The organism is Kamptonema formosum PCC 6407 (assembly GCF_000332155.1).
Lineage (GTDB): Bacteria > Cyanobacteriota > Cyanobacteriia > Cyanobacteriales > Microcoleaceae > Kamptonema > Kamptonema formosum.
Genome location: NZ_KB235898.1, coordinates 696392 through 720943, shown reverse-complemented (window position 1 = coordinate 720943; position 24552 = coordinate 696392). Strand labels below are relative to the sequence as shown.

Here is a 24552-nt window from a genome sequence, read left to right as displayed (position 1 = left end):
GGTTGCTATACTTGGCTGTATTCCTGTTCGCTCCGCCATAAAAAAATTGAGGTAAGGAACATTCCCCACCTCAACTTTTACCTAACTATATTCCCTACAAAATAGGAAAGCTAATTAGTAACCTCTGGTATTCGGCTTGTGAACGATGAAGCTCAACACTTGGCACTGCTTCACGTTGTCAAAACCCATCACGCGGATGTAGCAAGTAGGATTTTCTTGACGGCAAGCGTTAATTTCGCTCATGATCTCTTGCACGCTTTTTGCGCCGAACAAAGGCAACTTCCACATTGTCCAATAACGCATTTCAGCAGCAGAGGTTTCGTTGAATTCCACACCGGGAATATAACCCTGATCCAAAATATATTGCAGTTGCTTAGCAATTTGTGAATCGCTCAGCGGTGGCAAATAAGACAGAGTTTCGTAGCGCCGCTCTTTGGGTAAAGTCTTCATCTTTCCTAATCTCTAGAATGTGTACGCGATTGCTGTTTTCAATCAACTAACTGGATAAATTATCCAAATTAGTTTCCGAGTCTAATTTTGTTTCAGGATGGATATGGTCAACAGATATATTCAGTTGCGTAATTCGCTCTAAGTGCTGGCGCTTGTGTCCCATATTCGCTTGCTGAATCCCAGCGCGAACCATCTCTGGCAAATAATCCGCCACTTCCTGTGCCAAATGCTCCCGCACCGTCATGATCCGAAACGCCAGCTCTTGGTTTTCCCGAAGTAGTTCTTGCAGATAAACTTCCCCGTCTTGGATTTTACCCGTTGAAGAAGCATTGCTCAACCAAATTGCCACAGGCGGATTAGTTTCGCTTAATTGAGCTATCACAATCCGCACAGCTTGATAGGTCAGGTAGCTTGCCAATACCTTAGCGGTATCTTTCGCAACTTGTTTGATATCCATGTTTGACCCAGCCCTTAAAAGTTTTGAGTTTTGAGTTTTGAGTTTTGAATTAACAACCTTTTAACTCAAAACTCAATACTTAACACTCAATACTCAACTCTTTCGATCAGACGGTATCCATTGCTTCAAACTCGAACTTGATTTCTTTCCACAGTTCGCAAGCAACAGCCAATTCAGGGCTCCATTTGCAAGCTTCGCGGATGATGTCGCCACCTTCGCGCATGAGGTTGCGGCCTTCGTTACGAGCTTGAATACAAGCTTCCAAAGCGACGCGGTTAGCAGTTGCACCGGGAGCATTACCCCAAGGGTGGCCCAAGGTACCGCCGCCGAACTGTAAGCAAGAGTCGTCGCCGAAGATTTCCACCAATGCGGGCATATGCCAAATGTGGATACCACCGGAAGCAACGGGCATTACTCCAGGCATGGAAGCCCAATCTTGGGTGAAGTAAATACCACGAGCGCGGTCTTGTTCGATGTGGTCTTCGCGCATTAAGTCTACGAAGCCCATGGTGATGCCTTTTTCGCCTTCCAGTTTGCCCACAACTGTACCGGAGTGCAGGTGGTCGCCGCCGGACATCCGCAAGCACTTGGCTAAGACGCGGAAGTGGATACCGTGATTCTTTTGACGGTCGATCACGGCGTGCATGGCGCGGTGGATGTGCAACAAGATACCGTTGCGACGACACCATTTGGCCAAGGTGGTGTTAGCTGTGAAACCACCGGTCAGGTAGTCGTGCATGATGATCGGGGTTTTGAGTTCTTTGGCGAACTCAGCCCGTTCCATCATTTCTTCGCAGGTGGGGGCGGTGACGTTCAGGTAGTGACCTTTGACTTCGCCGGTTTCTGCTTGGGCTTTTTCAATGGCATCTTGAACGAACAAGAAGCGATCGCGCCAACGCATGAAGGGCTGGGAGTTGATGTTTTCGTCGTCTTTGGTGAAGTCCAAACCGCCACGCAGACACTCATACACGGCGCGGCCGTAGTTCTTCGCAGATAGACCTAATTTAGGTTTGATGGTACAGCCCAGCAAAGGACGACCGTACTTGTTCAATTTGTCACGCTCAACGGTGATACCGTGAGGTGGCCCTTGGAAGGTTTTCAGGTAAGCGATGGGAATTCTTAAATCTTCCAAACGCAGAGCACGTAAGGCTTTGAAACCGAAAACATTACCAACCAATGAGGTCAGCAAGTTGGTGACGGAACCTTCTTCAAACAAATCCAGAGGATAGGCAATAAAGCAGATGTATTGGTTGTCTTCACCGGGAACTGGCTCGATGTCATAACAGCGACCTTTGTAGCGGTCGAGGTCGGTCAAAAGGTCAGTCCAAACTGTTGTCCAAGTACCAGTGGAAGATTCGGCGGCCACAGCGGCTCCAGCTTCTTCTGGGGGAACTCCTGGCTGGGGCGTGACGCGGAATGCAGCCAGAATATCTGTATCTTTTGGCGTATAGTCCGGCGTGTAATACGTCAGTTTATAGTCTTGAACTCCGGCTTTATACCCAGCCTTAGATTGAGTTTGGGTTTGAGAATAAGACATAATGTCGCGTCCCTCGATTCGCTTAAATTTTTTGTCTAATGGCAGACTGATAAAAACTATATCAAGAAAGCGATACTGTGTAATTTTAATATTATTTTAATTTACATAAGTTTACTTTATGTTTTTGCAACATTTGAAAACATTATTTAACAATTCTTAAAATATTATTGGGCGAATAAGTGATAGAGATGTAAGCCGAGCGGACTGTGGGGATGTGGTGGGAGTGGAGGGCGATCGCAATCTGTGCCTTGGGAAAACCAGCAGCTTGATGCTGTTAATTAAGCGGGAGTAAATTCCTTTTGACAAGATTTATAATAGGATAACGAGCGACCTGGAATAACACCAAATTTTTCCCATTATAAATCTAGTTTAACCTCCTGATGAGTGCGATCGCACTTGGTCAACTTACGGCAGAGGGACAAATTTGTAGCCAGTATTTCCTGCGCGTTTAACTTGCACTAAAATCGGCTTACCAGTGCGATCGCCCGTTGGTAAAAACTTTACTTCCTCGCTTGCCCCTGCTGTCGAGAAACTGGGATTTCGGAGTGCTTGTTGCAACCCTTGCCGGGTATTACTTTGGCGCAAACCCGCGACGATCGCTTGAGTTGCGTCAAAACTGGTTGCCGTGCGCCAATTTACGATTCCGCCCCACCGCTGGCGGGCATTGTCTGGGAAAGGGCTACCCGGATTAGTTTCAGGATGCCAGGGAACAGGCAGAACCAGCCCCTCAACGTCCTTTTGACCTTCTTTTAAAGTTTGATTAGTATAGAGTGTAGTATTGGCGTATAGTGACAATTTGCCTCGATTTATCTGAACCAGAGACATAGCGCGATCGATGCGATCGACGTGGGGTAATACCATCAATCCTTGCGCTCCTTTGCTAACAGCATCAGCAAAGGCATTGTTGGGATTAAAAGAAGGTGTGGAAAAATCGCAAACAGTAGGAACAAATCTACCTCCAGCAGCACTAAGAGCTGCCACAAACTCATCTTTAAATGAGATGCTATCCGGTGCTTGCGAGTCAGAACAAATGGCAATATTAATTTTGCCTGTTTTCACTACATAAGTGGCTAAACGAGTAGCCATTAAACTAATATTGGGTACTGTCCGAAAAATGTAGCTGCCAAATCCTGAGAGATTATTTGCTTGGCTAGTAGGTGTCACCATTACCAGTTGTTCTTGCTGATAGATCGGAGCAGCTTCGAGAGAAGCACTGCTAGCATTGTGTCCAATTACTGCTAGTATCTTTGCATCCTGTGTTAATGATTTTGCAACTTCTTTGACCACCTCTGAATTGTTGTCATCATTGACAATCTCTACTTGCAGTTGTGCGCCATTGATGCCACCGCTAGTATTGATTTGATCCTGAGCTTGGGCCACACCTCGGAGGATTTCTTGGGCAACATTCGGATTGCTACCAATGGGAACGCTGACAGCAATTTTTAAGGAAGAACCATTGCTAGCTCTGGCATTATTCAAATAGATAACAGTTTCCGGGTCATTACGATTTTGTTGCAGCGCCGCCTGAAATTTTTGGACAGCTTCTTGGTAATCTCCTTTAGCAAAAGCTGTAATACCTGCTTGCTTTTCGGCTGTGGTTTGCGATGTTAGTAATATCTGATTTCCTAAACTTGCACGATTGGCGATCGCTCCCGATGGCTGTGAACTTTTCCCCTTGAATAAACTAGGAAGAAACTTGTATGCACCAAACCCAATTAAGCAAAAGAGAATAATAAAAACAATGGGCGGTGGACTTGTTCTTTTGTTAGTATTTTGAGACATGATTTGTTTTCCTAATTGTGATATTATTTGAAAGCCGAGCCTTCAGCTACGCATTCCCAGGCTCTAACTGGGAACGAGAAAACGAGAAAGCCTGTAAGGACGGGTTCGCCAATCACATTAAACGGTGGGAACAGATTAAATCAACGATCTCACCTCTTTGACACATAATAAGGATATTCAGACCCTACCAAATTGGTTGTGCCTCAGCCTATTCTTACCACCGCCCACTGCATTAACCCCGATTGCCCAAGGCCTTATCCTCAGACTTGGGGTAATAATTTTTGTCAGAGTTGCGGAGCTCCCCTGCGGCTGCTAAATCGCTATATTCCTTTACAACGCCTCGGAATTGGGGGTTTTGCAGCGATTTACACTGTCTGGGACTTGCAGAGTCAGACAGAACGAGTACTCAAAGTCCTGCTCGAAAATTCCCCCAAAGCTTTAGAATTGTTCGAGCAAGAAGCGTGGATGTTAGCGAGTTTACGCCATCCAGGGATACCCAGAATCGAGCCTGACTGTTATTTTCACTTAGAACTCCGAATTGTCTCAAATCAAGGGAATTACTCGCAACGCCGCCTCCCTTGTCTGTTGATGGAAAAAATTCACGGCAAAACTTTACAGGATATTCTCGACGATCGCCCTCAAGGGTGTCCAGAGGCGTGGGTATTTAGTTGGCTAACTCAAGCAGTGGAGATTTTGCAGGAGTTGCACGATCGCAATATTATTCACCGAGACATTAAGCCTTCTAATTTAATGCTCAGGGAGGAAACTGGGCAATTGGTGATGATTGATTTTGGGGGGGCGAAACAGGTAGGGGTGGATGCAGTTAATAAAGGGAGTTTGAGTTCGACGCGACTAATTTCTCCAGGTTACAGTCCTCCAGAACAAATTGTCGGGGGTGCGGTTGGGCCTGCTGCGGATTTCTATGCTTTGGGCCGGACTTGCATTAACTTATTAACTGGTAAATATCCGGCGGATCTTGAAGATCCTTTAACTGGCGAGTTGCGATGGCGACATATTGCGCCTCATAGTCAGAGTTTGGCTAATTTATTGGATGATATGGTGCGATCGCAGGCGCGGGAACGTCCGGTAAATGCGGATCAAATTCGCGATCGCCTCGCTAAAATTTCTTTAAGCCAGAATTCGCAGACTTCGATCGTTGCTGTAGGTCAAGGCGTGCTCAATTTTTCCTGGGAAGTGTTGGGGACGGTAGCTGAAGGGATTGGAAGTTTAACTGTTTTACTGTTCAGCGCGATCGCGCAGACAGTGGTAGCCTCTCTAGATACTGCTTGGGAAATGGTACTGGGCGGACTGGGTGGAAGTGTAGGGGCGATCGGTGGCTTGATTTTGGCTTATTGGTCGCCTTTTGGCCCACAGTTGGCGAGTTTGCTTAATCAGGGATTGCACGAGCTCGTACCCGATCTTACCTTCAATGTCGGGGTAGAGGTGTTGCTGTTTGGATGTGCTGGTTTGGGAACTGCTTTCGGTTTGACGGATGCGGGAGGATTTCGCCAGCGTCGCCGGTATTGGATGGCCGGTTTGACGGGAATGCTGGGCTATGGATTGGGGGGGTTGTGTTGGGCGAGTGGGATAGATGAGATGATGTTAGTAGGGGCGATGGCGATCGCATCTCTGACCTTGGGAATGGGTTTGCGTAGCCATCATGGGGTACACACTTTCGTGGCCGCGATCGCACCTTTTGCTGTGTTTGCTAGCTTCAAAACCTTTAATTTTTTCCCTGATAGTTTCTTGCGCTTCCTTTTACTGGCTCATTCTCAACCCAATTGGTTACAATTTTGGGGAAGCATAGCCTTTTTTGGCTTAATGGGAAGTGCGATCGGATTGTGTTTGGGCGCGAGTCATTATTTAATTGTTCCTTTATTGCGGTGGTTGGGATGGCGCTAGATTGTTAATTGTTAATTGTTAATTGTTAACTGTTAACTGTTAACTGTTAATTAAGAGCAGCACATACTCAATTAAAAAATGCTATAGATAAGATCGTATCCCCATAAAAACTAGGAAATAAAAATGGGCAGAGTTACAACCACCATCACCGTTACTAACCATATAGACGAGATTTTAGCAGAAAGAGGGTTTATTGCTCTAGAGCAAATCCGCTCTATTACTCTCGATAACGTTTTAGTGGATACAGGAGCGACTAGACTGTGTTTGCCAGCAGATATTATTAGTGATTTGGGTTTGCCTATGACTGGAGAAATTCAAGGGGAGACAGTAATTGGCAACAGGATGTTTCGCGTTTTTAAGGATATCACTCTTTCCGTCGCAGGGCGACAAGGGTTATATAATTGTGTGGAACTTCCCGCAGGTCAAGAACCTTTACTCGGTCAAATTCCCTTAGAAGATTTAGGCTTAGAACCAGACTTGAAAAATCAAGTGCTGAGGATATTGCCCGCAGAGGGAAAACAAAGCTATATCAGAGTGTAAATTTATGCCAACAACTCCCTATTATAGCAATCGCTTTCGTCGGTTAGGACACTTGCTCATTACTTCCACCCTTGATTCTATTCCCTTCTTCCCCTTCTTCTTCTTCTTCTTCCCCTAGCCCCTAGCCCCTAGCCCCTAGCCCCTATTTAGTAAGTTAATGCCAGTCACTATTAACCAATTAATTCAATCTAAACAGCAAGGTCGTCAAATTGTAGTTTTGACGGCCTACGATTTCGCTATTGCTGAACTCTTAGATCGAGCAGGTGTTGATATTATTTTAGTAGGCGATTCTCTGGCAATGGTAGCATTAGGCTATGAAACAACTCTGCCAGTAACTCTCGATGAAATGATCCATCACGCGAAAGCGGTTCGTCGCGGAGTTAAGGAAGCGTTAGTTGTGGTGGATTTGCCTTTTTTAAGTTATCAAGAAAGTCCGCAACAAGCGATGCACTCAGCGGGGAGGGTGTTGAAAGAAACGGGGGCGCAAGCGATAAAGTTAGAGGGGGGAAACCCGGCGATCGCGCAAACAGTTTCTCAGCTAACATTAGCAGGAATACCCGTTATGGGCCACGTTGGTTTAACTCCGCAGTCGGTACACCAACTGGGTTATCGGAAACAGGGGAAAACGGCTGAGGCGAGTGAGAGAATTTTAGGGGAAGCGATCGCGCTTCAAGACGCGGGGGCTTTTGCGATCGTATTAGAGCATATTCCGGCGGATTTAGCGGCTCAAATTAGTCAAAAGTTAGTAATTCCTACTATTGGCATTGGGGCGGGGCCTGATTGTGACGGTCAAGTTTTGGTAATTAATGATTTGTTGGGGCTTTCTGTGCGGTTGCCTCCGTTTGCGAAGGCCTATACTAATTTGCGGGAAACTATTACTGAGGCCGTGCAGAATTATGCAATGGAAGTTAGAGAGGGGAAGTTTCCTGAGTGAGTTTTGATATGGTGTGTTGTGGATTTATGTTTAATTAATTTCACGTATTATATCATTTTTAAAGACCTGTAGGGGCGGGTTCGCCAATAGCTAAAAGCGTAGCGGAAAGACTAAAAAACCCGCCCCCACCCCACGATTAATCCGGGGCGGGTTTTGTGAATTTATCGTTTTTATTACAATATTTTGGCGAACCCGCCCCTACCGGATTTATGTTTAATTAATTTCACATATTATATCATTTTCAAAGACCTGTAGGGGCGGGTTCGCCAATAGCTAAAAGCGTAGCGTAAAGACTCAAAAACCCGCCCCCACCCCACGATTAATCCGGGGCGGGTTTTATAGATTTATCGTTTTTATTACAATATTTTGGCGAACCCGCCCCTACCGGAATTATTTATCTTTGCGAGAATTTTTTAACCATATCAACGCCCATACCAAAACTGGGATAAAACCAATTAATAAACTCCAAAAAACTGATTGTGTAAAAGGATGTATACTGCCAGCATTTTTATCCCAAGGCATTAACAAAGGTAGTTCAGGTTTTATCAACCCATAGCTGGTAGCAACAATACCGGCGGCTGCCATTCCTCCGCCAACAACTCCAATGGTAATATTTAAGTTGCGACTGCTAATAGTATCTTGTTCACTGCTTTTTCTGTCCGCTTCTATTTGTTCAATCTCTACCATTCCTCGGATATTAGCAATCATTTCTTGAAATAAATTCTGACTAGCAATCAAGTAATTTAAGTCTACCTTGATTTGTTCCTGATATTTATTTTTACTTACCTCAGCGAATTTATCTAAAAACTGTAACTTATCCGATTGAAATTGTAAATCTTGAATAGTTGCTAAAATTTGAACATAGTTTTCCGTGTTAGTAGTGATAGTATTGATACATTCGCTAATATCCCGCAAACATCGGCTATAGTCAAACCCTAATATTCTAACTTCTGCAAGTAATTTCTTTAATGCTTCCAGCCTTGCAACTGCATCATTTTGATTATCAATTGCCTTAAATTCGCTTTGTTTTGCATCAAGTTTAGCAGCAATTGCTTTGCCGTGTTGATACCAAGATCGAGAACGGTAATAAGAAAATAAAATCTTGTGACGGTATAATAGTAAGCGATGAAAATAAGGATTAAAATCTGTAGTAAGAGCTTCGACAGTCTTAGGATTACAGTTAAGCCATACTAAAATATGATGTCTTTTTGTAGGGTCAAGTTCTCCGTTATCATACTCGTAAATGGGACTACCAAACAAAACTCCCTTTTTAATCTGTTCGGGTTGAGGTTGAATTTGATTTTGTAGTAAATATTGAAAGCATTGTTTAGCTAGTTCTTTATTACAAGAAATATCGTCTATTGTTTCCGCGTAAAATAATAACGTTTGCCCAGTAGAAGGCCGAATAAATTCGGGTAAAAGACATCCTTCAATATTGAGTTTTCCTAATTCACTAACTGGCAAAATTTGGTTAGGATAAAAAACAGTTAAATCTGCGCTATAGGTATCGTGAAACCGAACTGGATAAATGGTTAATTCTAAGCCATTATCTTTTTTATTAAATTTAATGGTTTCTTCTTTAAGCAATCTTTGAAAAGAAGGATTTTCCTCTTCGGGATTTATCAATAAAGGGATAAAAGATTTAAGATCGTCAACCCCAAATTTTCCCACAACTTCGTCCAAGTTTGTCCACAAATTCAAGGCATTATCTGCTAATTTTCCCGCTTCTTTGTCCGCATCATTGCGTAATTGAAAAGTGTAGAGGGTAATGCTAGGATTTTTAAGTTGTAGTTCTTGAGTCATTATTTTTCCGATAGTCCGACAGGGGTTAAAACCCCTGTCTCAAAGATCAAGTCCTCTGAAGAGGACTAAGAAGAATTTTAAATTAATTAGTCCTCTTCAGAGGACTTAAACTATTAGACAGGGGTTTTAACCCCTGGCGGGTTTCAGTTTAAGTTGACACGCCTTGGGTAAGGCCTAAGTCCCTACTGATTTGGGTTAGTATCCGCTGGTGATTTCGGAGGTAAACTCGACCTTTCCTGATTTTCTTTTAACCTTTCATCTGATTCTCTCACAACTTGATCTGAAGGATTGCTACTGGTTCCTCTAGCCGCCGCCGTACAGATTTTATTAGCAACAGCCTCCTCTATTTTAGGACGAGATTTACACCATAATTTAAACCTTTCGGCAAGTTCTTCTGCTGTTTCACCGGGACGAGAATATAATTCAGTAAGTGCGTCTTTGTGTTCTGCAAACAAGCGAGGATGATTGGTTTCTAAAGCTTTATAAAATCCTTCAATAACTTCTTCTGGTGTCGCATTTTCAGGAATTGACATAATGTTAAAAATCTCCTCTATGGTGATAATTTCTAATTTTAAACTTGAGGTTTCGCCAATCAGGGTAAAGCCCGCCCAATCGGAAGGACTGGAATATTCATCATTTTTTTTCGTCCCCAACATAGCATGGCGCAAGGCCGCCCCGCGATTTTCCCCATTAGCTAAATTCTGATAAAATTGAGTCATCAAAACCTTAGCGGCCGGTGCGCCAATATTCCACAGGGAAACGATTAAACTGGGAACTCCTGCGAGAATAAAACAGCGCGATAACCCAATAATTCCATCGCCGGTAATTGTGCCTTTGCCGGTGCTACAGGCACTCAATACTACTATCTCACAATTGAGTTCTTTATCAATAATTTCAGCGGCATTTAACGCCCCATCATCACCATCGGCAGGGGCTAAAACAATTGTGCCGGGAATCCGCCCTTTAGCAATTTCATCGGGTTTATATTCGTCTAAAAGTCCGTGGGCGAAAATGTGGACGATGCGCGTTTCTAGCATTCCGTTGATGACGGCAACTTTGGTGGCTTTGTCTCCCGTGATGGCGGTGGTTTCTAAGATGGTGGCGATGCTTTCGGCTGCTGCTTCCATAAATGGATAGGGACGCAGTTTATAAGGATCTGCTTGGAAGTTTTGGTGTAAGGTTGGTTCAGCTACTACTAGGGCTTTTTGCCGGGTTTCTCGCCTTTGCCGATCTTGCGCGTGGGTGTGTTTTAAGACTTCGATGGATGGGGCGATTAGGGGTGTATAATCTTCGATGAAATAGCGTCCTTGGGGGTTTTGTAAGGCGGCAAAGGGTACTAAAAATAGGGCATAATGGGGGATGAAAATCACGGGGGATTCGGGATCTCTGGGTAACAAGTCGGCTATGGGTGCGATCAGGATTTCATGGAGTAATTGCAATAGGGGAAAGTTGGATTGTGTGTCTCTTTTGTCGTCGGTTTCTATTTCAATTCTGTTTTGATTGCTGTCTTTTTCATCGACACCAATGGAAACCCGCGCTTTGAGGATGATTTCTTGGAGATCGTTGAGAGATTTCTGGCGAGATTCTAAGGGGGTTAAGTTGGCGCGGCGAAATTCAATGTTTCCTGTGGGCTGAATTACCCAGATATAAATGCCTTCAGTAACTATTGAATATTCAACGAGGGTGGCGTTTTGATTTTGGGCAACTTGCTGGATATCAGAAATTGTTAGATAATCTGTAATTTCCTCAGCTTTTTCTCCCTTTTCTGGTTCTGAGGTTTGCCGTCTCAGTAACTCGATAAAAGCACGAGTGCGCCCCCTTTCGGAAAATTCTAAAGCTTCGGTAAGTTTATCTTGGGCAACTAACACTTCTTGCATTAGCCGATAGGAAGATCGCTGGGTTTCAAAAATTGAGACTATATCACTATCATCTCTTAAATTGGTTCGTAATTCTTCCCAAGTTATGATAGCTTGTCGTAGGATTTCTTCGGCTTCTGGGAATTGATTGATTCTTTGCAGAGTTACGCCGAGATTATTCAGGGAAGTTGCCTCTCCCTCGCGATCTCCTATTTCCCTGGCAATGGCTAAAGAATGCTGGTGGTAGTCTATAGCTAACTGGTATTGCCCTAATGATTTATAGGCAATTCCCAGATTTCCCAGAGAAATTGCCTCTCCCTGGCGATCTCCGATTTCCCTCTTAATGGCTAAAGAATGCTGGTGGTAGTCTATAGCTAACTGGTATTGCCCTAATGATTGGTAGGCAAGTCCCTGATTTCCCAAAGAATTTGCCTCTCCTTGGCGATCTCCGATTTCCTTCTTAATGGCTAAAGACTGCTGCTGGTAGTCAATCGCTTTCTGGAATTGCCCTAATGATTGGTAGGCATTTCCCAGATTTCCCAGGGAAGTTGTCTCTCCCTGGCGATCTCCGATTTCCTTCACAATGGCTAAAGACTGCTGGTGGTAGTCTATAGCTAACTGGTATTGCCCTAATGAATGGTAGGCATTTCCCAGATTTCCCAGGGAAGCGGTCTCTCCCTGGCAATATCCGATTTCCCTGGCAATGGCTAAAGACTGCTGGTGGTAGTCTATAGCTAACTGGTATTGCCCTAATGAATGGTAGGCATTTCCCAGATTTCCCAGGGAAGCGGTCTCTTCCTGACGATATCCGATTTCCCTATTAATGGCTAAAGACTGCTGATAGTAGTCTATAGCTAACTGGAATTGCCCTAATGATTGGTAGGCAAGTCCCTGATTTCTCAGGGAAATTGCCTCTCCTCGACGATATTCTATTTCTCTGGCAATTGCTAAATTTTGCTGGTGGTAGTCTATGGCATTATGGAATTGCCCTAATGATTGGTAGGCAATTCCCAGATTTCCGAGGGAAGCTGCCTCTCCCTGGCGATATCCGATTTCTCTGACAATCACTAATAACTGCTGGTGGTAGTCTATAGCTAACTGGAATTGCCCTAATGATTGATAGGCAATTCCCAGATTTCCGAGGGAAGCCGCCTCTCCCTGGCGATATCCGATTTCTCGATAAATTGTTAATGCCTGTTCCCAAGATGCCAAGGCCTCTCGAAACCGGCTTTTTCGATAAAGGTTAATCCCTTGAATCAATAACCTATAAGCTTCTTCTTCCTTTTGTGTACTCATCTCGCCATCATCCATCCTGACTATAAATATATTATGCCACAGCCACAAAAAACCACAAAGCACGGACAATACCAGATCGTCCGTTCAATTAGCATCAAATAGCCAGCTATATTTACCTTAAATTCAATCCAACTTCAAAGAATTAACCGGCACTTCATCCCAAGAATTAACAGTCCGCAATCTAGCAATCCAACCTTGTGTTTTTTGCAACTCCGTCAAATTCTTCTCAAAAGACTCGTGACAATGCTTTGCTTGACCAGAATTGAATCCAATTGAGAGAATCCTGTAATTACTACTTGATTAGACTGCGCGATTTCCTACTAAACTCATCCAAAAAAATACTAATCTCCCCTCATTTCCTGTGCCAATAATTCCTCTAATAACGGTACTAGAGGAGGTAGATCCTCAGAGATAGTTCTCCAAAGCCGATCTAAATTGACTTGAAAATACTCGTGAGCCATCACATTTCTCATGTCACCCATTAAACGCCAAGGAATCTGCGGATAACGAGACTTAATTTCATCATTGACATTAACAGAAGCTTCACCAATAATGATAAAGTTGTAAAGAATCCCTTGCAAAATCAGTTCTTCTATGCTCTCAAATTCCGTAAAATTTATTCCAGTAATAACTCCTTGAATACGAGCGATCGCATCCAAAATATCCTGAATTCGTAAAGGCCATTCTCTAGAGGGCACGGATCGCCTCCTTGAGAATAGGTTCCCGCAAATGTTCCCTCAAAGCATCCTCTGTTCCTAAGTCAATGGCGCATCCCAATATATCTTCTAAATAGTGCTGTACCCTAAATAGTTGAAATAGCCCGCCTGGTTGAGTAAACTCCACTAAAAAGTCTACATCACTATCGGGTCGCGCTTCATCCCGCGCCACTGAACCAAACAAATCTAAAGACTTTACCCCCAAACCTTTTAAGTTATCCTTGTGGGCGGCTAAAATTGCTAATACATCTTCCCGTTTCATTATTACTTTTACCGCTCCTTTACCTATATTTTAACCCTTTTGACATTCTGTCAGCCAGTATATCAATTCCGGCTGTGCCAGAATTGATATAACAACCAACAACTAACAACTAATAACCAACAACTAATAACCAACAACTAACAACCAACAACTAACAACTAACAACCAACAACTAACAACTAACAACTAACAACCAACAACTAACAACTAACAACTAACAACCAACAACTAACAACTAACAACTAACAACCAACAACCAACAACTAACAACTAACAACTAACAACTAACAACTAACAACTAACAATTACTCCCATTCAATAGTTCCAGGCGGCTTAGAAGTAATATCATAAACCACGCGGTTAACTCCTTTAACCTCATTAACAATTCGATTTGAGACAGTTTCCAGAAAATCGTAAGGTACTCGTGCCCAATCAGCAGTCATCCCATCTTCACTCTTCACTAAACGCAAAACAATTGGGTAAGCATAAGTGCGTTGATCCCCCATAACGCCAACACTGCGGACTGGTAATAAAACCGCAAAAGCTTGCCAAAGTTCGCTATACATTCCCTGGCGATTAATCTCCTGGCGGACGATGAAATCAGCATCTCGCAAAATATTTAAACGTTCTGCTGTCACTTCTCCTAAAATGCGAATTGCTAAACCAGGGCCGGGGAAAGGATGGCGATTGACAATTTCTTCTGGTAATCCAATCGAACGACCGAGTTTTCGGACTTCATCTTTGAATAGTTTTCGCAAAGGTTCAATTAGCTTAAACCGCAAATCTTTAGGTAAACCACCGACGTTATGATGGCTCTTAATCTTAACAGCAACTCGCTCTCCTGTTTTTGGATCTACGTTAGTATCAGCAGATTCAATTACATCTGGATAAAGAGTACCTTGAGCGAGATAATCGAAGGGGCCCAGACGCTTAGATTCTTCTTCAAATACTTGGATAAATTCGTGGCCGATGTGCTTGCGTTTCACTTCTGGATCGGTAACACCTGCAATTTTAGCAAGGAAGCGATCGCGCGCATTTACATACTGCACGTCGATGTGGAACTGTTCGTGAAATAACTTTACTAACCTTTCTGGCTCATACTTTCGCATGAAACCCTGATCGATAAACATACAAGTCAATTGAGCGCCGATCGCTTTATGCAGCAAGAAGGCTAAAGTGGAAGAATCCACGCCGCCAGATAAAGCCAGCAAAACCCGTTTGTCTCCAACTCTGGCACGGATTTCGCGAATTGATTCCTCGACAAAAGCTTCTGTTGTCCAAGTCGGTTCGCAGTCGCAAATATGGTAGACAAAATTGCGAATTAAAGCTAAACCGCCAATGGAGTGAACTACTTCTGGGTGAAACTGAACGCCATAAAGCTTTTTATCGTAATTCGCGATCGCAGCACTAGGAGTATTATCCGTATGAGCGAGCACTTCAAACCCTGCGGGTAATTCAACGCAACTATCGCCGTGACTCATCCACATTGTTGCGCCATCTTCCACATTAGTCAGCAAGTCTGTAGGATCGTTAATTGATAGCGAAGCCTTGCCATATTCTGCTCGTTTGGCCCGTTCAACTTTCCCACCTAATTGCTTTACCATTAACTGCATTCCGTAGCAAACACCTAAAACTGGGATGCCCAAATTCCAGATTTCTGGATCGCAGTGGGGAGCCCCTTCGTCATAAACAGAACTAGGGCCACCAGAAAGGATAATTCCTTTAGGATTGAGAGTAGCTAACTGCTCTGCTGTAGTGCGGTAAGATATTACTTCTGAATAAACTTGAGTTTCGCGGATGCGACGAGCAATTAGCTCTGAATATTGCGAACCAAAGTCTAGAATTACTAGCATTTGGCGATTGACTTGCCCGATTTCAGGGTTGTCTGCGGGCGCTTCAGTTTGTATTTGGGAAGTCACGGTTAGTGTTTAATTGGTAGATGGTGATAGTTAATAGTTAACGGTTAACGGTTAACGGTTAACGGTTAACGGTTAACGGTTAATGGTTAACTGTTAACTTTTATGAGATATTTACATTAGATTAACAAATTTGAGACAAAAGTGTATCGCCCATTTCACTTTTGAGGATGATTTTGCGATCGCGACCGAAAAGTACCGAACCAATGGTAAGATGACGCTGGCAGTGAGTGAAGATATAGTCTGAGGATCTTTGGTCAATTTGAGAGGCGATCGCACCGTAAACCCGCTCTACCCAATTACTGCCCGTATTCTCATCCAAAGTTCGCAATTTTTGCAGTCCATCTTCCGCTGTAACGCAAGCAAAAATTTCTGTACAAACCGCAGCCGGTAGTCCCGAATTTACACAATAAGCCGTAAGTATTTCTCGCCGCCCATCAGCAAGATGATGGTGAGTGTGAAAAATTCCCCCCGCCAATTTCATCAATTTACCGTGATAACCAAATAGCAAAACTGACTTTAAGCCTTGCACTCCAGCCTCTACAAGCATTGGGCCCAACCAGTTAGCCGTTTTTACTAATCTTTCTGGGTTAACACCTAATTGAGTCGCTAAGTCTAAGCCGTTTTCGCCAATACAGAAGACTAAAGAATCAAAGAGATCGGCTTTTTTCTGCAATTCTGAGCGAAAATCATCTAATTGACCAGGAGCACTCAGCGGTTGAGAAATGCCCGTAGTACCGAGCAGAGAAAGTCCTTCCACAACGCCGAAAGCTTCGTTAGAGGTACGTGCAGCCAATTGGCGACCTTCGGGGAGAATAATAGTAACAGTAATTTTTTCTCCGGGTTGTAGCGATCGCCTTAAATTTTCCTGCAATAATTGCCGAGCATAGCTGTAAATCGCCGCCTCTCCCCCTTCTTGGCGATAACCTATCCCCTCACCGCCCACAATAATTATCTCCTCTTCCCCAGTTGCCAATTCCACCATCGCCCAAACGGGAGTATTGCGAGTGAGATCGAGATTATCTCCCGGATCGGAGCGAGTGACAGCCAAAGCCGTGCCTGGTTTGAGAAATGCTACCTGCTCTACGGGAATTTCTGCTGCGATCGCAGGTTCAATTAAATCTACTGATACGGTATCGACGGATGAAATATCTTTATGCAAATAGCGCAGCGCAGCCAGTGCAGCAGCACAGGCAAAAACTGGTAGTGTATATCCCGATCGAGGTTTAATATTTGTCACGGTTGGATTTAAAACTACGTACCGATTACGATCCTAGTCCGCGAAGGCGGACTTTGTTTGTGTAGCCGCGATTTCCAATCGCCGAAATTACGATCGCCGAAATTACGATCGCCCGATTTCCAATCGCCCGATTTCCAATCGCCCGATTTCCAATCGCCCGATTTCTAATCACCGAAATTACGATCGCCCGATTTCTAAATTGGGATACGATCGCTGGGGTATTATCATTAGGATATCATCGTTGCGATATCATCGCAGGCAAATCAATACCTCGGCGATTGAAATCGCGGCTACACAAACAAAACCCGCCTGCGCGGGTTGAAGAGAAATTTAGTATCTTGTAATAAATATGAGAGAAAATTTCACGCAGTTGTATCTCCATTATGTTTGGGGAACTTGGGATAGATTGCCTTTGATTACTCCCGATATTCAGCAAGCCATCTATGCAGCTATTATTGCAGAATGTAACAAGTTAGGCTGCACTGCGATCGCAGTTGGTGGGATAGAAGACCATGTTCACTTGCTAATAGGTTTTCCCTCAACTTTGGCAGTATCTGAAATAATTAAGCAAATTAAGGGCAGTTCTTCTCATGTAGTAACTCACAAACTTACACCAGGTGATTTTTTTAAATGGCAAGGCAGCTACGGGGCGTTTACCGTTAGTCGCGATGCGATCGACAGTGTAGCCAACTATATTAGAAATCAAGCTATTCACCATCGTCAACAATCAATGATTCCTGAGTGGGAATTAATTTCTCAACCTGTCTCCGTAGGTTCCAAGAATTCACTCGGCAATTGCAAATCATCCGGCGGTTGAAACCGCGTCTTGTCAGACAAAACCCGCCTGCGCGGGTTGAAGATTCCATTTTATTTAGTCCGCGAAGGCGGACTTCGTTTGTGTAGCCGCGATTTCCAATCGCCGGATTTCCAATCGCTCAGGATCTTGTCCAATGGTTTCCTAGAAGGTGCGCCCGATCTAGCTGTAGAAATTCTCTCTCCCAGTAATACGGTGGAAGAAATTGACCAAAAAATTGTAGATTATTTCGATAATGGTTCGCGTTTAGTTTGGGTGATTCATCCTAGACAAAAGTATGTTTTAGTGTATCGAAACGCGGAGGAACCAGATCGATTGCTCAAGTCAAATAATTCTTTAGATGGTGAAGAGATTGTCCCTGATTTTACTCTACCTATTGCCGATTTGTTTCAAAAACTTGCTTTTTGATATCTTACTTAAGAGAAGATAATATCAGATAAAGTGATTAGCTTCAATATGAATATTCTCAGAACTTACTCGCTGAACCAAAGAAACCGGGTTTTTTGCCGAATCTGCGGGTAAAAACGAAGTATTTTCGTAAAAACCCGGTTTCTGGGCCTTGATGCGATATACTAATAATTTGTCATCCTCCAAATTCAAGCTTCATGGCAAAATTACCAGATGAAACTATCAGCACTATTTTCAGATTACAACAGCGATTAGTCGCACTTCTCGATACAGCAACAGCAGCAGAATATACCCTCTTGCAGCAATTTGGCGAGACAGAAGAAACAATGCCTGAGTTAGAAGCAATTGATAATATCAAGGAACGCCTTAGAATTCCATACAACCGTTTGCACAGAATATTGCAACAGGTAGCAGAATCTCAACCAGCAGCGACAGCCGATATGCTAAAATTTTTGTATCGGACGATCGCAGAGACAGAAGCAGCAGCCGATGGCTCAAAAGCTAGTATTCAAGAAATTAAAAGGAGTTGGAATCTGCCATGAATCAACAGCCAAGAATACCCGATTTAGAGACAAGACAGCGAAATGTTGCTAGGATAAAAGAAGCTTGTCACCAGCTTGATATTGTCAATTTAAAATTAGATGAAATTCTCGCAATGTTAGAAGCTGATAACCGCCGTCAGCGACAGGAACGTTTAGATGGTAAATATCGGCGAGTGCAAGAAAAAATAGGAGAATCATAAATAATTGCCGATTTGTTTCAAAAACTTACTTTTCAATAACTTACTTAAGCTTATCTTCCTAAGAAGAGCTATAATACTTAATCCACTCTCTTAGGGCTTTTACAAGTAAATGGACTTTTGTACTGGGATTAGCTTGTATTGGTGGAACTCCGTTTTGTGCCTGTAAAAGAATTTCAGCCCGTTCAATTGCGTTTGATTCATTACCAAATTGGTTAATTTTTAGGACTATCTCTGTATCACCATGATCGTATACGAAACTAGACTCATTGGGATTTTTCCTTATAAGTTTTTCTAGACGAGTGTAAATATCCGATCTAGGAATAGGAGGATGTGAAGGCACTTCTTCTAGGTGTAGTAAAAACCAAAGCTCAAAAGCTTCATTGCTATATGCGATTTCAAATTTATTTGTTTTTGCTATTTCAAATGCTCGCTCAAAATTCTGTCTTGTAGTATCATTTTGGTGGGCATCATCTTTATCAAAAACAACCCAAACAGCATCATCTTTACCAAACTCTTTTTTAGATTCTTCTTGTAATTTAGCTTTTTCAATAATAGCTTTATTGACAACACCTAACGGTGATAACCCTGTACCTACCGGTCTTAGATACAATGTGTCATCAGGAAACAGAGCGACAAATTGTTGAAAATATTCTGGCTCAGTTTTTTCATCCTCACAAACAATTAAAAAAAAGTATTCGTAGCGCCTCAGTCTTTTTGGACGTTCAATTTTTTCTCTAGTTGTCTTTGGTTTTAACTTGCCTTTCCTTGCCATTGCTTTTTAATTGAACTGGATTAAAATTACCTAAAACTGGAATTGCGCCATATCTACCTTCAAAATATCTTTTTTCTTTATCTGTATCAGGTCTTTCTTTCTTAGATATTGTGTTCTTTTTTCCCCTATATATAAAATCAGATAAAGAATAAAATTCCGTTGATTCCCAGTGATTTTTCTCGGTGAAATATATCTGATCTCTTCTCAAATTAGCATAGGATAATAAATTAGTATCATGGGTAGCAAAAATCAATTGGGCATTATTAGGATTAGTCTGCTTATTTAAAAACATATTGATAGTATGAAGCGTCATTATCGGGTGCAATTTCCCTTCAATTTCATCAATTATTAATACGCCTCCATTCATTAAAACTGATAATACAGGGCCACTTAAATGAAAGGCTTTTTGAGTACCTGGAGATTCATTTTTATTCAATTCCCAAGTTTGGAATTTTCCAGTTTCTTCGCATTGACTGTCATAAACACGGTGTTTTGAAGAGAAAGTGTATTTTTTTGATCCTGTGAGTTCATTAATCAAAAAATTCTTAAATTCATCTGGTATTTGTTCTGGCAATGCTAATGGATCAAAATCTTGGTCTGCAACTTCTAAATCAACAATTCCAAAATTCAGGCTAGTAAAATATTCCTGAATCTTTTGACGATATTTTTGATCGTCCCAGAGACTAATAGTTGTAATTGCCTGATGCTCTGTCTTTAATCCGTCGATAATTATATATTTCTCGAACCAATGAAGAATATTTTTTGCTTCTTCAATATTTAACATATCGCAAGTAGATAAGAATAAAGCGTTGTCTCTTGTTGCTTCTATGGCAGCATCAATAGTCTTTGAAGAACCTTTGAAACCAGAAGAAACATCAATAATATCTTTACTTCTTTGAAATAAGTTGACTTCCCTTCCTATAGATTTTCTAAATAACCATTCTGAGACTATTTCATTTTGGTTAAACGCTACCCCATATCTGTATCTATCTTCTGCAATTAAAAAAACAATTTCCAAAAAAGTAGGTTTATTAATCCAATCTTCTCTGAGTAAAAAAGGGTCGTATGGTAACTTTGTTGTCGAAGAGAAGCGTGCAGAAAAATTAATTAATTTTCCTAGCATACTCATTGCTTTCAACAGGTTAGACTTTCCACTAGCGTTAGCACCATATATAGCCACAGCATTTAAAGCCTTATGCTTTCCTTTCTGAATTATATTTTCAGAATGCTCCTTTTGGTTTGAGGCAGGAACCAGGCTTAACACTTGTTCTTCACCTATTGACCTGTAGTTAGCGACTCTAAATTCTATCAACATTGCATTTTCAGGTGTTTTTTTGCAAAATAATATAGGTTCACTAACCTCAAGATAGCTAACTAGGATAATTTTGTCAATCAACCTGAACTTAAACTAGAAATTATTTTTTGTTACCAAGCAGCTTTACCCGCGACTCTGTAGCTGCGAGCTCTTGCCCCCACTAAAACTCACAGATCGGTCATAATTTAAGAATTATGAAGCCGACGATATGAACCAGGTAGATTATCTCCGCATAAGTCTGATCGATCGCTGCAACTTTCGGTGTCAATACTGTATGCCTGACAGCGCAGAGATTGACTATATTTTGCAGCAAGAATTGCTGACTCACCAGGAATTGCTGACTCTGCTGCGAGAGGTTTTTATTCCCGTAGGGTTTACCCGCTTTCGCTTAACTGGGGGCGAACCCCTGCTGCATCCAGGGGCGGTGGAATTAGTAAGGGCGATCGCCAGTCAGCCGGAAACTAAAGACCTCTCGATGACCACCAATGGGTTTTTACTCTCCCAAAAAGCCCAACCCCTTTACGATGCTGGCTTGCGGCGGATTAACATCAGCTTGGATTCCTTGGAACCTGAGACTTTTGACAAAATTGTTGGCAGTCGGGGACGTAGCCGCTGGCTGCAAGTTTGGGAAGGGATTCAAACCGCCTATCAGGTAGGATTTGACCCGCTGAAATTGAATGTGGTAGTAATGCCGGGGGTGAATGATGGTGAAGTGCTCGACTTAGCTGCTTTAAGTATCGATCGCCACTGGCACGTCCGGTTTATTGAGTTTATGCCCATCGGCAATAATCAGTTATTTGGCGATCGCGGTTGGATACCCTCAGCCGAATTACGGCAGCAAATTCGCGATCGTTGGGGCTTGACAGAATCGCAAGTTTGTGGTAATGGGCCCGCTGATGTATTTCAAATTCCCGGCGCGAAAGGGACATTAGGATTCATCAGTCAAATGTCAGAATGTTTTTGCGATCGCTGCAACCGAATGCGGCTTTCCGCCGACGGCTGGATTCGACCATGTTTGCTCAATGAAAGCGGTCAAATTGACCTGAAAACAGCGCTACGAGAAGGTGTTTCAACTCTTGAACTGCGCGATCGCCTTAGCGAATTACTAGCCCTCAAGCCAGAGATCAACTTCAAAGAGCGGAACTCTGGCGCAACGGGCGCTTATACCAGAACGATGTCACAAATTGGAGGGTAAAGCAATTTTAGATTTTAGATTTTAGATTTTTAGACTGCTAGCGGGATAGAAAAACTTCCAACTCCCAGTCAAACCCAATCGAAAATCCAAAATCCAAAATCCAAAATCGTTAAGCTTGGCGAGAATAGTATTCAACCACCAGCAGCTCATTAACTTGGAGAGCGATCCACTCGCGTTCCACAGTACCATTGACCTTGCCAACAAGTTTTTGCTTGTCAAACTCAAGGTGGCTAGGCAAGTGAGCCAAACCTGGATACTTGAGATTAGCCTCTACCAGTAGGCGCGATCGCTCCGTATTTTTGACAGCAACCACATCTCCCGGCTTGCACTGAAAACTAGCGATGTCCACCGTGCGATCGTTAACAGTCACATGGCCGTGATTCACCAGTTGCCGTGCAGCAGGAATAGTCGGAGCCATACCCATGCGGAAAACTGTATTATCCAAGCGCATTTCCAGCATTTGCAGCAGCACTTGGCCCGTAGAACCAGTTACTCGACGTGCTTTCCGCACGTAGCGCAGAAGTTGGCGCTCCGAAATCCCATAATTGAAACGGAGCTTTTGCTTTTCTTCCAGACGTACCGCATACTCTGAGCGCTTTTTGCGGTTTTGGCCGTGTTGGCCAGGAGGGTAAGCCCGTCTAGGTGACTTACGAGTCAGCCCTGGCAAATCTCCCAAGCGGCGGACTATTCTGAGGCGAGGGCCTCGATATCGAGACATTTAACTTCCTCTCTATATCTTTATGAAATTTTGCAAAGACTCTCTATTGTAGAATATTTTTGCACAAAACTCAACTATCTATTTTTATAGCAACCGCCAAGGCGGTTTAAGAGGGGCTAGGGGCTAGGGGCTAGGGGCTAGGGAAGACGGAAGAAGGGTTTAGAATCAGGGTTTTAAATTTAGAATGTCTTAACTGCCTTGGCAACTGCTATACCAGCAGCAATTCTCAGTTTGAAACCCTTACACTATACAACTTATGTCAGATCGACCTGCACTCCTAATCGAACTACTCCATGCAGCTTACGCAGCCTTCAACGCGCGAGACATTGACGCTGCCCTTGCCCTCATGACTCCCGACGTGGCTTGGCCCAAAGCGTTCAAAGGCGGTTTTGTTCGTGGGCCTGAAGAAGTTCGCGCTTACTGGACGGAGCAATGGAGCGAGATCGATCCGCACGTCGAGCCGGTTTCCTTTTACTCGGAGGAGAGCGGGCACATTTTGGTCGATGTGCATCAGGTCGTGCGTGACTTGGCGGGAGCAGTTCTTGTCGATGAGCGCGTAGGTCATCGATTCACCTTCGATCGCGGCTTGATTCAAGCTATGGAAGTCTGTCCACTTCCATCGTCCACCCCAGAGTCCTAACCAGTTCCAACTTCTCTGCCATCACAGCAATTCTGATTATGAAAAATCAACTGGAGTTGGGCGGCGTTACGTATTAAAGTCACGGGGTTTTCAACCGATTTCCTATAATCTTGGTGTGAGCCGAATTTTATCTACCTCTGCAAACAATAAACTCTATCTGCCATGCCATATTCTAAACTTTCCAGCTTTTCGAGCAAAATCTTCACTAGCATAGAACCCCGAAAAGCCCCGCGCTGGGCCTGTGTGGGAGCAACGACGCTAGCGGCTGCCAGCTTATTGAGTGCAGCTTTGCCAATGTCACCAGCCGAAGCGCTCAGTATTAATTGGGGATTTTTGAATCGGAATAAAAATTCCTACCGCATCTGCGCTCAAGAGATGGTTGCCGTCGGAGTTGTCCCGGAAGCAGCAGCCGCCGCTTGTGCCGCCGCACTCCATCCTAGAGATGTCTCTATGTGCGTTTCTCAAATTAATACCAAAACCAAAGTGGCGGCAATGGATGCACTATTTAACTGTAGGCGGGTGCGTCGTCCCAAGGAACTTGCAACTTGCGTGGTAGATATCAACTCAAAAGCTCAAGGAGCCCCCGTTGTCTCAGTCCTCGATCATTGTCGTCGTAGCTTATTGCCAGAGCGCTTTTCTCAATGTGTAGTTGGCTTGAGTAGCGAGCTCAAGTTTCCCACAGAACAGTTATTGGCCACCTGCATTGACGCAAGATACCAAATTGGCCAGTTTGAACCAAATGCTGTACCTCCTGTAACGGCTCCAGTTCAGCCTACGCCTTTACCCAGTCCGTAATACGGCAACCGCTAGGGAAAGAAGGGGCTAGGGGCTAGGGGCTAGGGGCTAGGGGCTAGGGGCTAGGGGGAGATGGGGGAGATGGGGAGATGGGGGAGATGGGGGAGATGGGGGAGATGGGGGAGATGGGGGAGATGGGGGAGATGGGGGAGATGGGGGAGATGGGGGAGAGAGGGGAAGCATTGGTGTCAACTGCCATCCGAAAGCCCGCTCTTAGACTTAAGTCCCCGGCTGATAAATTAAGTCCTCGCTCAGAGGACTAACTAAATTTAAAAGTTTTCTTAGTCCTCTTTCAGAGGACTTGATCTTTGAGACAGGGGTTTTAACCCCTGTCGGAGTCAGGTTTTGACCTTAAGTTGGCACCAATGGGGCGATCGCTCACCCTACAAATACATGACTTTGACACCCAACCAAAGAAACCGGGTTTTTTGACAAAAATACTTCATTTTCACCACAGATGCT

General features: G+C 43.5%; 25 protein-coding genes. 10 read left to right on the top strand and 15 right to left on the bottom strand.

From position 1 onward, the window contains the following. Window positions 1-114: 114 nt before the first annotated feature. The 4 genes from OSCIL6407_RS0103220 to OSCIL6407_RS0103205 all read right to left on the bottom strand — a co-directional run bounded on the left by OSCIL6407_RS0103220 (window position 115) and on the right by OSCIL6407_RS0103205 (window position 4226). Entirely contained in the window at window positions 115-450 is a 336-nt protein-coding gene (locus OSCIL6407_RS0103220; RefSeq protein ID WP_007355439.1) for a ribulose bisphosphate carboxylase small subunit, read from the bottom strand. Window positions 451-496: 46 nt separating this feature from the next. Beyond that, window positions 497-907 (bottom strand): RuBisCO chaperone RbcX, encoded by a 411-nt coding sequence (rcbX, locus tag OSCIL6407_RS0103215; RefSeq protein ID WP_007355438.1) that lies wholly within the window; start codon window positions 905-907, stop codon window positions 497-499. Between the two features lie 106 nt (window positions 908-1013). Continuing rightward, on the bottom strand, window positions 1014-2444 hold the full coding sequence (locus OSCIL6407_RS0103210; protein WP_007355437.1) for a form I ribulose bisphosphate carboxylase large subunit: 1431 nt from the start codon (window positions 2442-2444) through the stop codon (window positions 1014-1016). Window positions 2445-2849: 405 nt separating this feature from the next. Continuing rightward, a complete protein-coding gene (locus OSCIL6407_RS0103205) occupies window positions 2850-4226 on the bottom strand; it encodes an ABC transporter substrate-binding protein (protein WP_007355436.1) in 1377 nt (458 codons plus the stop codon). Between the two features lie 198 nt (window positions 4227-4424). Between OSCIL6407_RS0103205 and OSCIL6407_RS0103200 the strand changes: the two genes are divergently transcribed. The 3 genes from OSCIL6407_RS0103200 (at window position 4425) to panB (ending at window position 7602) form a co-directional block, all read left to right on the top strand. Then, on the top strand, window positions 4425-6128 hold the full coding sequence (locus tag OSCIL6407_RS0103200) for a serine/threonine protein kinase (protein WP_007355435.1): 1704 nt from the start codon (window positions 4425-4427) through the stop codon (window positions 6126-6128). A 123-nt stretch (window positions 6129-6251) separates the two neighbouring features. Then, window positions 6252-6668, top strand: a complete 417-nt coding sequence (locus OSCIL6407_RS0103195) for a pepsin/retropepsin-like aspartic protease family protein (protein ID WP_007355434.1) — start codon at window positions 6252-6254, stop codon at window positions 6666-6668. A 157-nt stretch (window positions 6669-6825) separates the two neighbouring features. Continuing rightward, window positions 6826-7602 carry a 3-methyl-2-oxobutanoate hydroxymethyltransferase gene (panB, locus tag OSCIL6407_RS0103190; protein WP_007355433.1) on the top strand — a complete coding sequence of 259 codons (777 nt, stop codon included), beginning with the start codon at window positions 6826-6828 and terminating at the stop codon, window positions 7600-7602. 390 nt (window positions 7603-7992) lie between these two features. Here panB and OSCIL6407_RS0103185 read toward each other — a convergent pair whose 3' ends face one another. From OSCIL6407_RS0103185 to OSCIL6407_RS36115, 7 genes are all read right to left on the bottom strand, one after another. Then, the gene (locus OSCIL6407_RS0103185) at window positions 7993-9405 is read right to left on the bottom strand and encodes a hypothetical protein (protein ID WP_007355432.1); all 1413 of its coding nucleotides are present in this window, start codon (window positions 9403-9405) and stop codon (window positions 7993-7995) included. Between the two features lie 182 nt (window positions 9406-9587). Beyond that, on the bottom strand, window positions 9588-12620 hold the full coding sequence (locus OSCIL6407_RS0103180) for a CHAT domain-containing protein (protein WP_234708748.1): 3033 nt from the start codon (window positions 12618-12620) through the stop codon (window positions 9588-9590). Between the two features lie 278 nt (window positions 12621-12898). Next, a complete protein-coding gene (locus OSCIL6407_RS0103170; protein WP_007355430.1) occupies window positions 12899-13255 on the bottom strand; it encodes a HepT-like ribonuclease domain-containing protein in 357 nt (118 codons plus the stop codon). Further along, entirely contained in the window at window positions 13245-13535 is a 291-nt protein-coding gene (locus OSCIL6407_RS0103165; protein WP_007355429.1) for a nucleotidyltransferase family protein, read from the bottom strand. The genes OSCIL6407_RS0103170 and OSCIL6407_RS0103165 overlap by 11 nt, the downstream gene beginning before the upstream one ends. A 305-nt stretch (window positions 13536-13840) precedes the next feature. Further along, the gene (guaA, locus tag OSCIL6407_RS0103160) at window positions 13841-15388 is read right to left on the bottom strand and encodes a glutamine-hydrolyzing GMP synthase (protein ID WP_173401166.1); all 1548 of its coding nucleotides are present in this window, start codon (window positions 15386-15388) and stop codon (window positions 13841-13843) included. Between the two features lie 187 nt (window positions 15389-15575). Next, window positions 15576-16691, bottom strand: a complete 1116-nt coding sequence (gene cbiD, locus OSCIL6407_RS0103155) for a cobalt-precorrin-5B (C(1))-methyltransferase CbiD (RefSeq protein WP_007353417.1) — start codon at window positions 16689-16691, stop codon at window positions 15576-15578. 25 nt (window positions 16692-16716) lie between these two features. Next, entirely contained in the window at window positions 16717-16863 is a 147-nt protein-coding gene (locus OSCIL6407_RS36115; RefSeq protein WP_007353418.1) for a hypothetical protein, read from the bottom strand. Window positions 16864-17040: 177 nt separating this feature from the next. Here OSCIL6407_RS36115 and tnpA point away from each other — a divergent pair, with 177 nt between their 5' ends. The 4 genes from tnpA (at window position 17041) to OSCIL6407_RS0103125 (ending at window position 18655) form a co-directional block, all read left to right on the top strand. Further along, the gene (gene tnpA, locus OSCIL6407_RS0103145; RefSeq protein WP_007353419.1) at window positions 17041-17508 is read left to right on the top strand and encodes an IS200/IS605 family transposase; all 468 of its coding nucleotides are present in this window, start codon (window positions 17041-17043) and stop codon (window positions 17506-17508) included. A 9-nt stretch (window positions 17509-17517) separates the two neighbouring features. Beyond that, window positions 17518-17913, top strand: a complete 396-nt coding sequence (locus OSCIL6407_RS0103140) for a Uma2 family endonuclease (protein ID WP_007353420.1) — start codon at window positions 17518-17520, stop codon at window positions 17911-17913. A gap of 197 nt (window positions 17914-18110) precedes the next feature. Further along, window positions 18111-18455, top strand: a complete 345-nt coding sequence (locus OSCIL6407_RS0103130; RefSeq protein ID WP_007353422.1) for a hypothetical protein — start codon at window positions 18111-18113, stop codon at window positions 18453-18455. Continuing rightward, the gene (locus tag OSCIL6407_RS0103125; RefSeq protein ID WP_007353423.1) at window positions 18452-18655 is read left to right on the top strand and encodes a hypothetical protein; all 204 of its coding nucleotides are present in this window, start codon (window positions 18452-18454) and stop codon (window positions 18653-18655) included. The genes OSCIL6407_RS0103130 and OSCIL6407_RS0103125 overlap by 4 nt, the downstream gene beginning before the upstream one ends. Window positions 18656-18713: 58 nt before the next feature. On the opposite strand, the gene OSCIL6407_RS0103120 is transcribed toward OSCIL6407_RS0103125, so the two are convergent. Together OSCIL6407_RS0103120 and OSCIL6407_RS0103115 are read right to left on the bottom strand one after the other, a co-directional pair. Continuing rightward, complete coding sequence (locus OSCIL6407_RS0103120) at window positions 18714-19427, bottom strand: RloB family protein (RefSeq protein ID WP_007353424.1); 714 nt, start codon at window positions 19425-19427, stop codon at window positions 18714-18716. Then, a complete protein-coding gene (locus OSCIL6407_RS0103115; protein WP_019486909.1) occupies window positions 19390-20823 on the bottom strand; it encodes an AAA family ATPase in 1434 nt (477 codons plus the stop codon). Before OSCIL6407_RS0103115 ends, OSCIL6407_RS0103120 begins: the two co-directional genes overlap by 38 nt. 127 nt (window positions 20824-20950) lie before the next feature. On the opposite strand from OSCIL6407_RS0103115, the gene moaA reads away from it, so the two are divergent. After that, window positions 20951-21937 (top strand): GTP 3',8-cyclase MoaA, encoded by a 987-nt coding sequence (gene moaA, locus OSCIL6407_RS0103110; protein WP_007353426.1) that lies wholly within the window; start codon window positions 20951-20953, stop codon window positions 21935-21937. Window positions 21938-22046: 109 nt separating this feature from the next. On the opposite strand, the gene rpsD is transcribed toward moaA, so the two are convergent. Next, a complete protein-coding gene (rpsD, locus tag OSCIL6407_RS0103105) occupies window positions 22047-22655 on the bottom strand; it encodes a 30S ribosomal protein S4 (protein ID WP_007353427.1) in 609 nt (202 codons plus the stop codon). A 256-nt stretch (window positions 22656-22911) separates the two neighbouring features. Here rpsD and OSCIL6407_RS0103100 point away from each other — a divergent pair, with 256 nt between their 5' ends. Both OSCIL6407_RS0103100 and OSCIL6407_RS0103095 read left to right on the top strand, forming a co-directional pair. Next, entirely contained in the window at window positions 22912-23295 is a 384-nt protein-coding gene (locus OSCIL6407_RS0103100; RefSeq protein WP_007353428.1) for a nuclear transport factor 2 family protein, read from the top strand. 162 nt (window positions 23296-23457) lie between these two features. Next, window positions 23458-24090: a hypothetical protein gene (locus tag OSCIL6407_RS0103095; RefSeq protein WP_007353429.1), complete on the top strand. Its 633-nt coding sequence runs from the start codon at window positions 23458-23460 to the stop codon at window positions 24088-24090. Between the two features lie 48 nt (window positions 24091-24138). Here OSCIL6407_RS0103095 and OSCIL6407_RS37625 read toward each other — a convergent pair whose 3' ends face one another. After that, on the bottom strand, window positions 24139-24273 hold the full coding sequence (locus tag OSCIL6407_RS37625) for a hypothetical protein (RefSeq protein ID WP_267879520.1): 135 nt from the start codon (window positions 24271-24273) through the stop codon (window positions 24139-24141). Window positions 24274-24552: the final 279 nt, after the last annotated feature.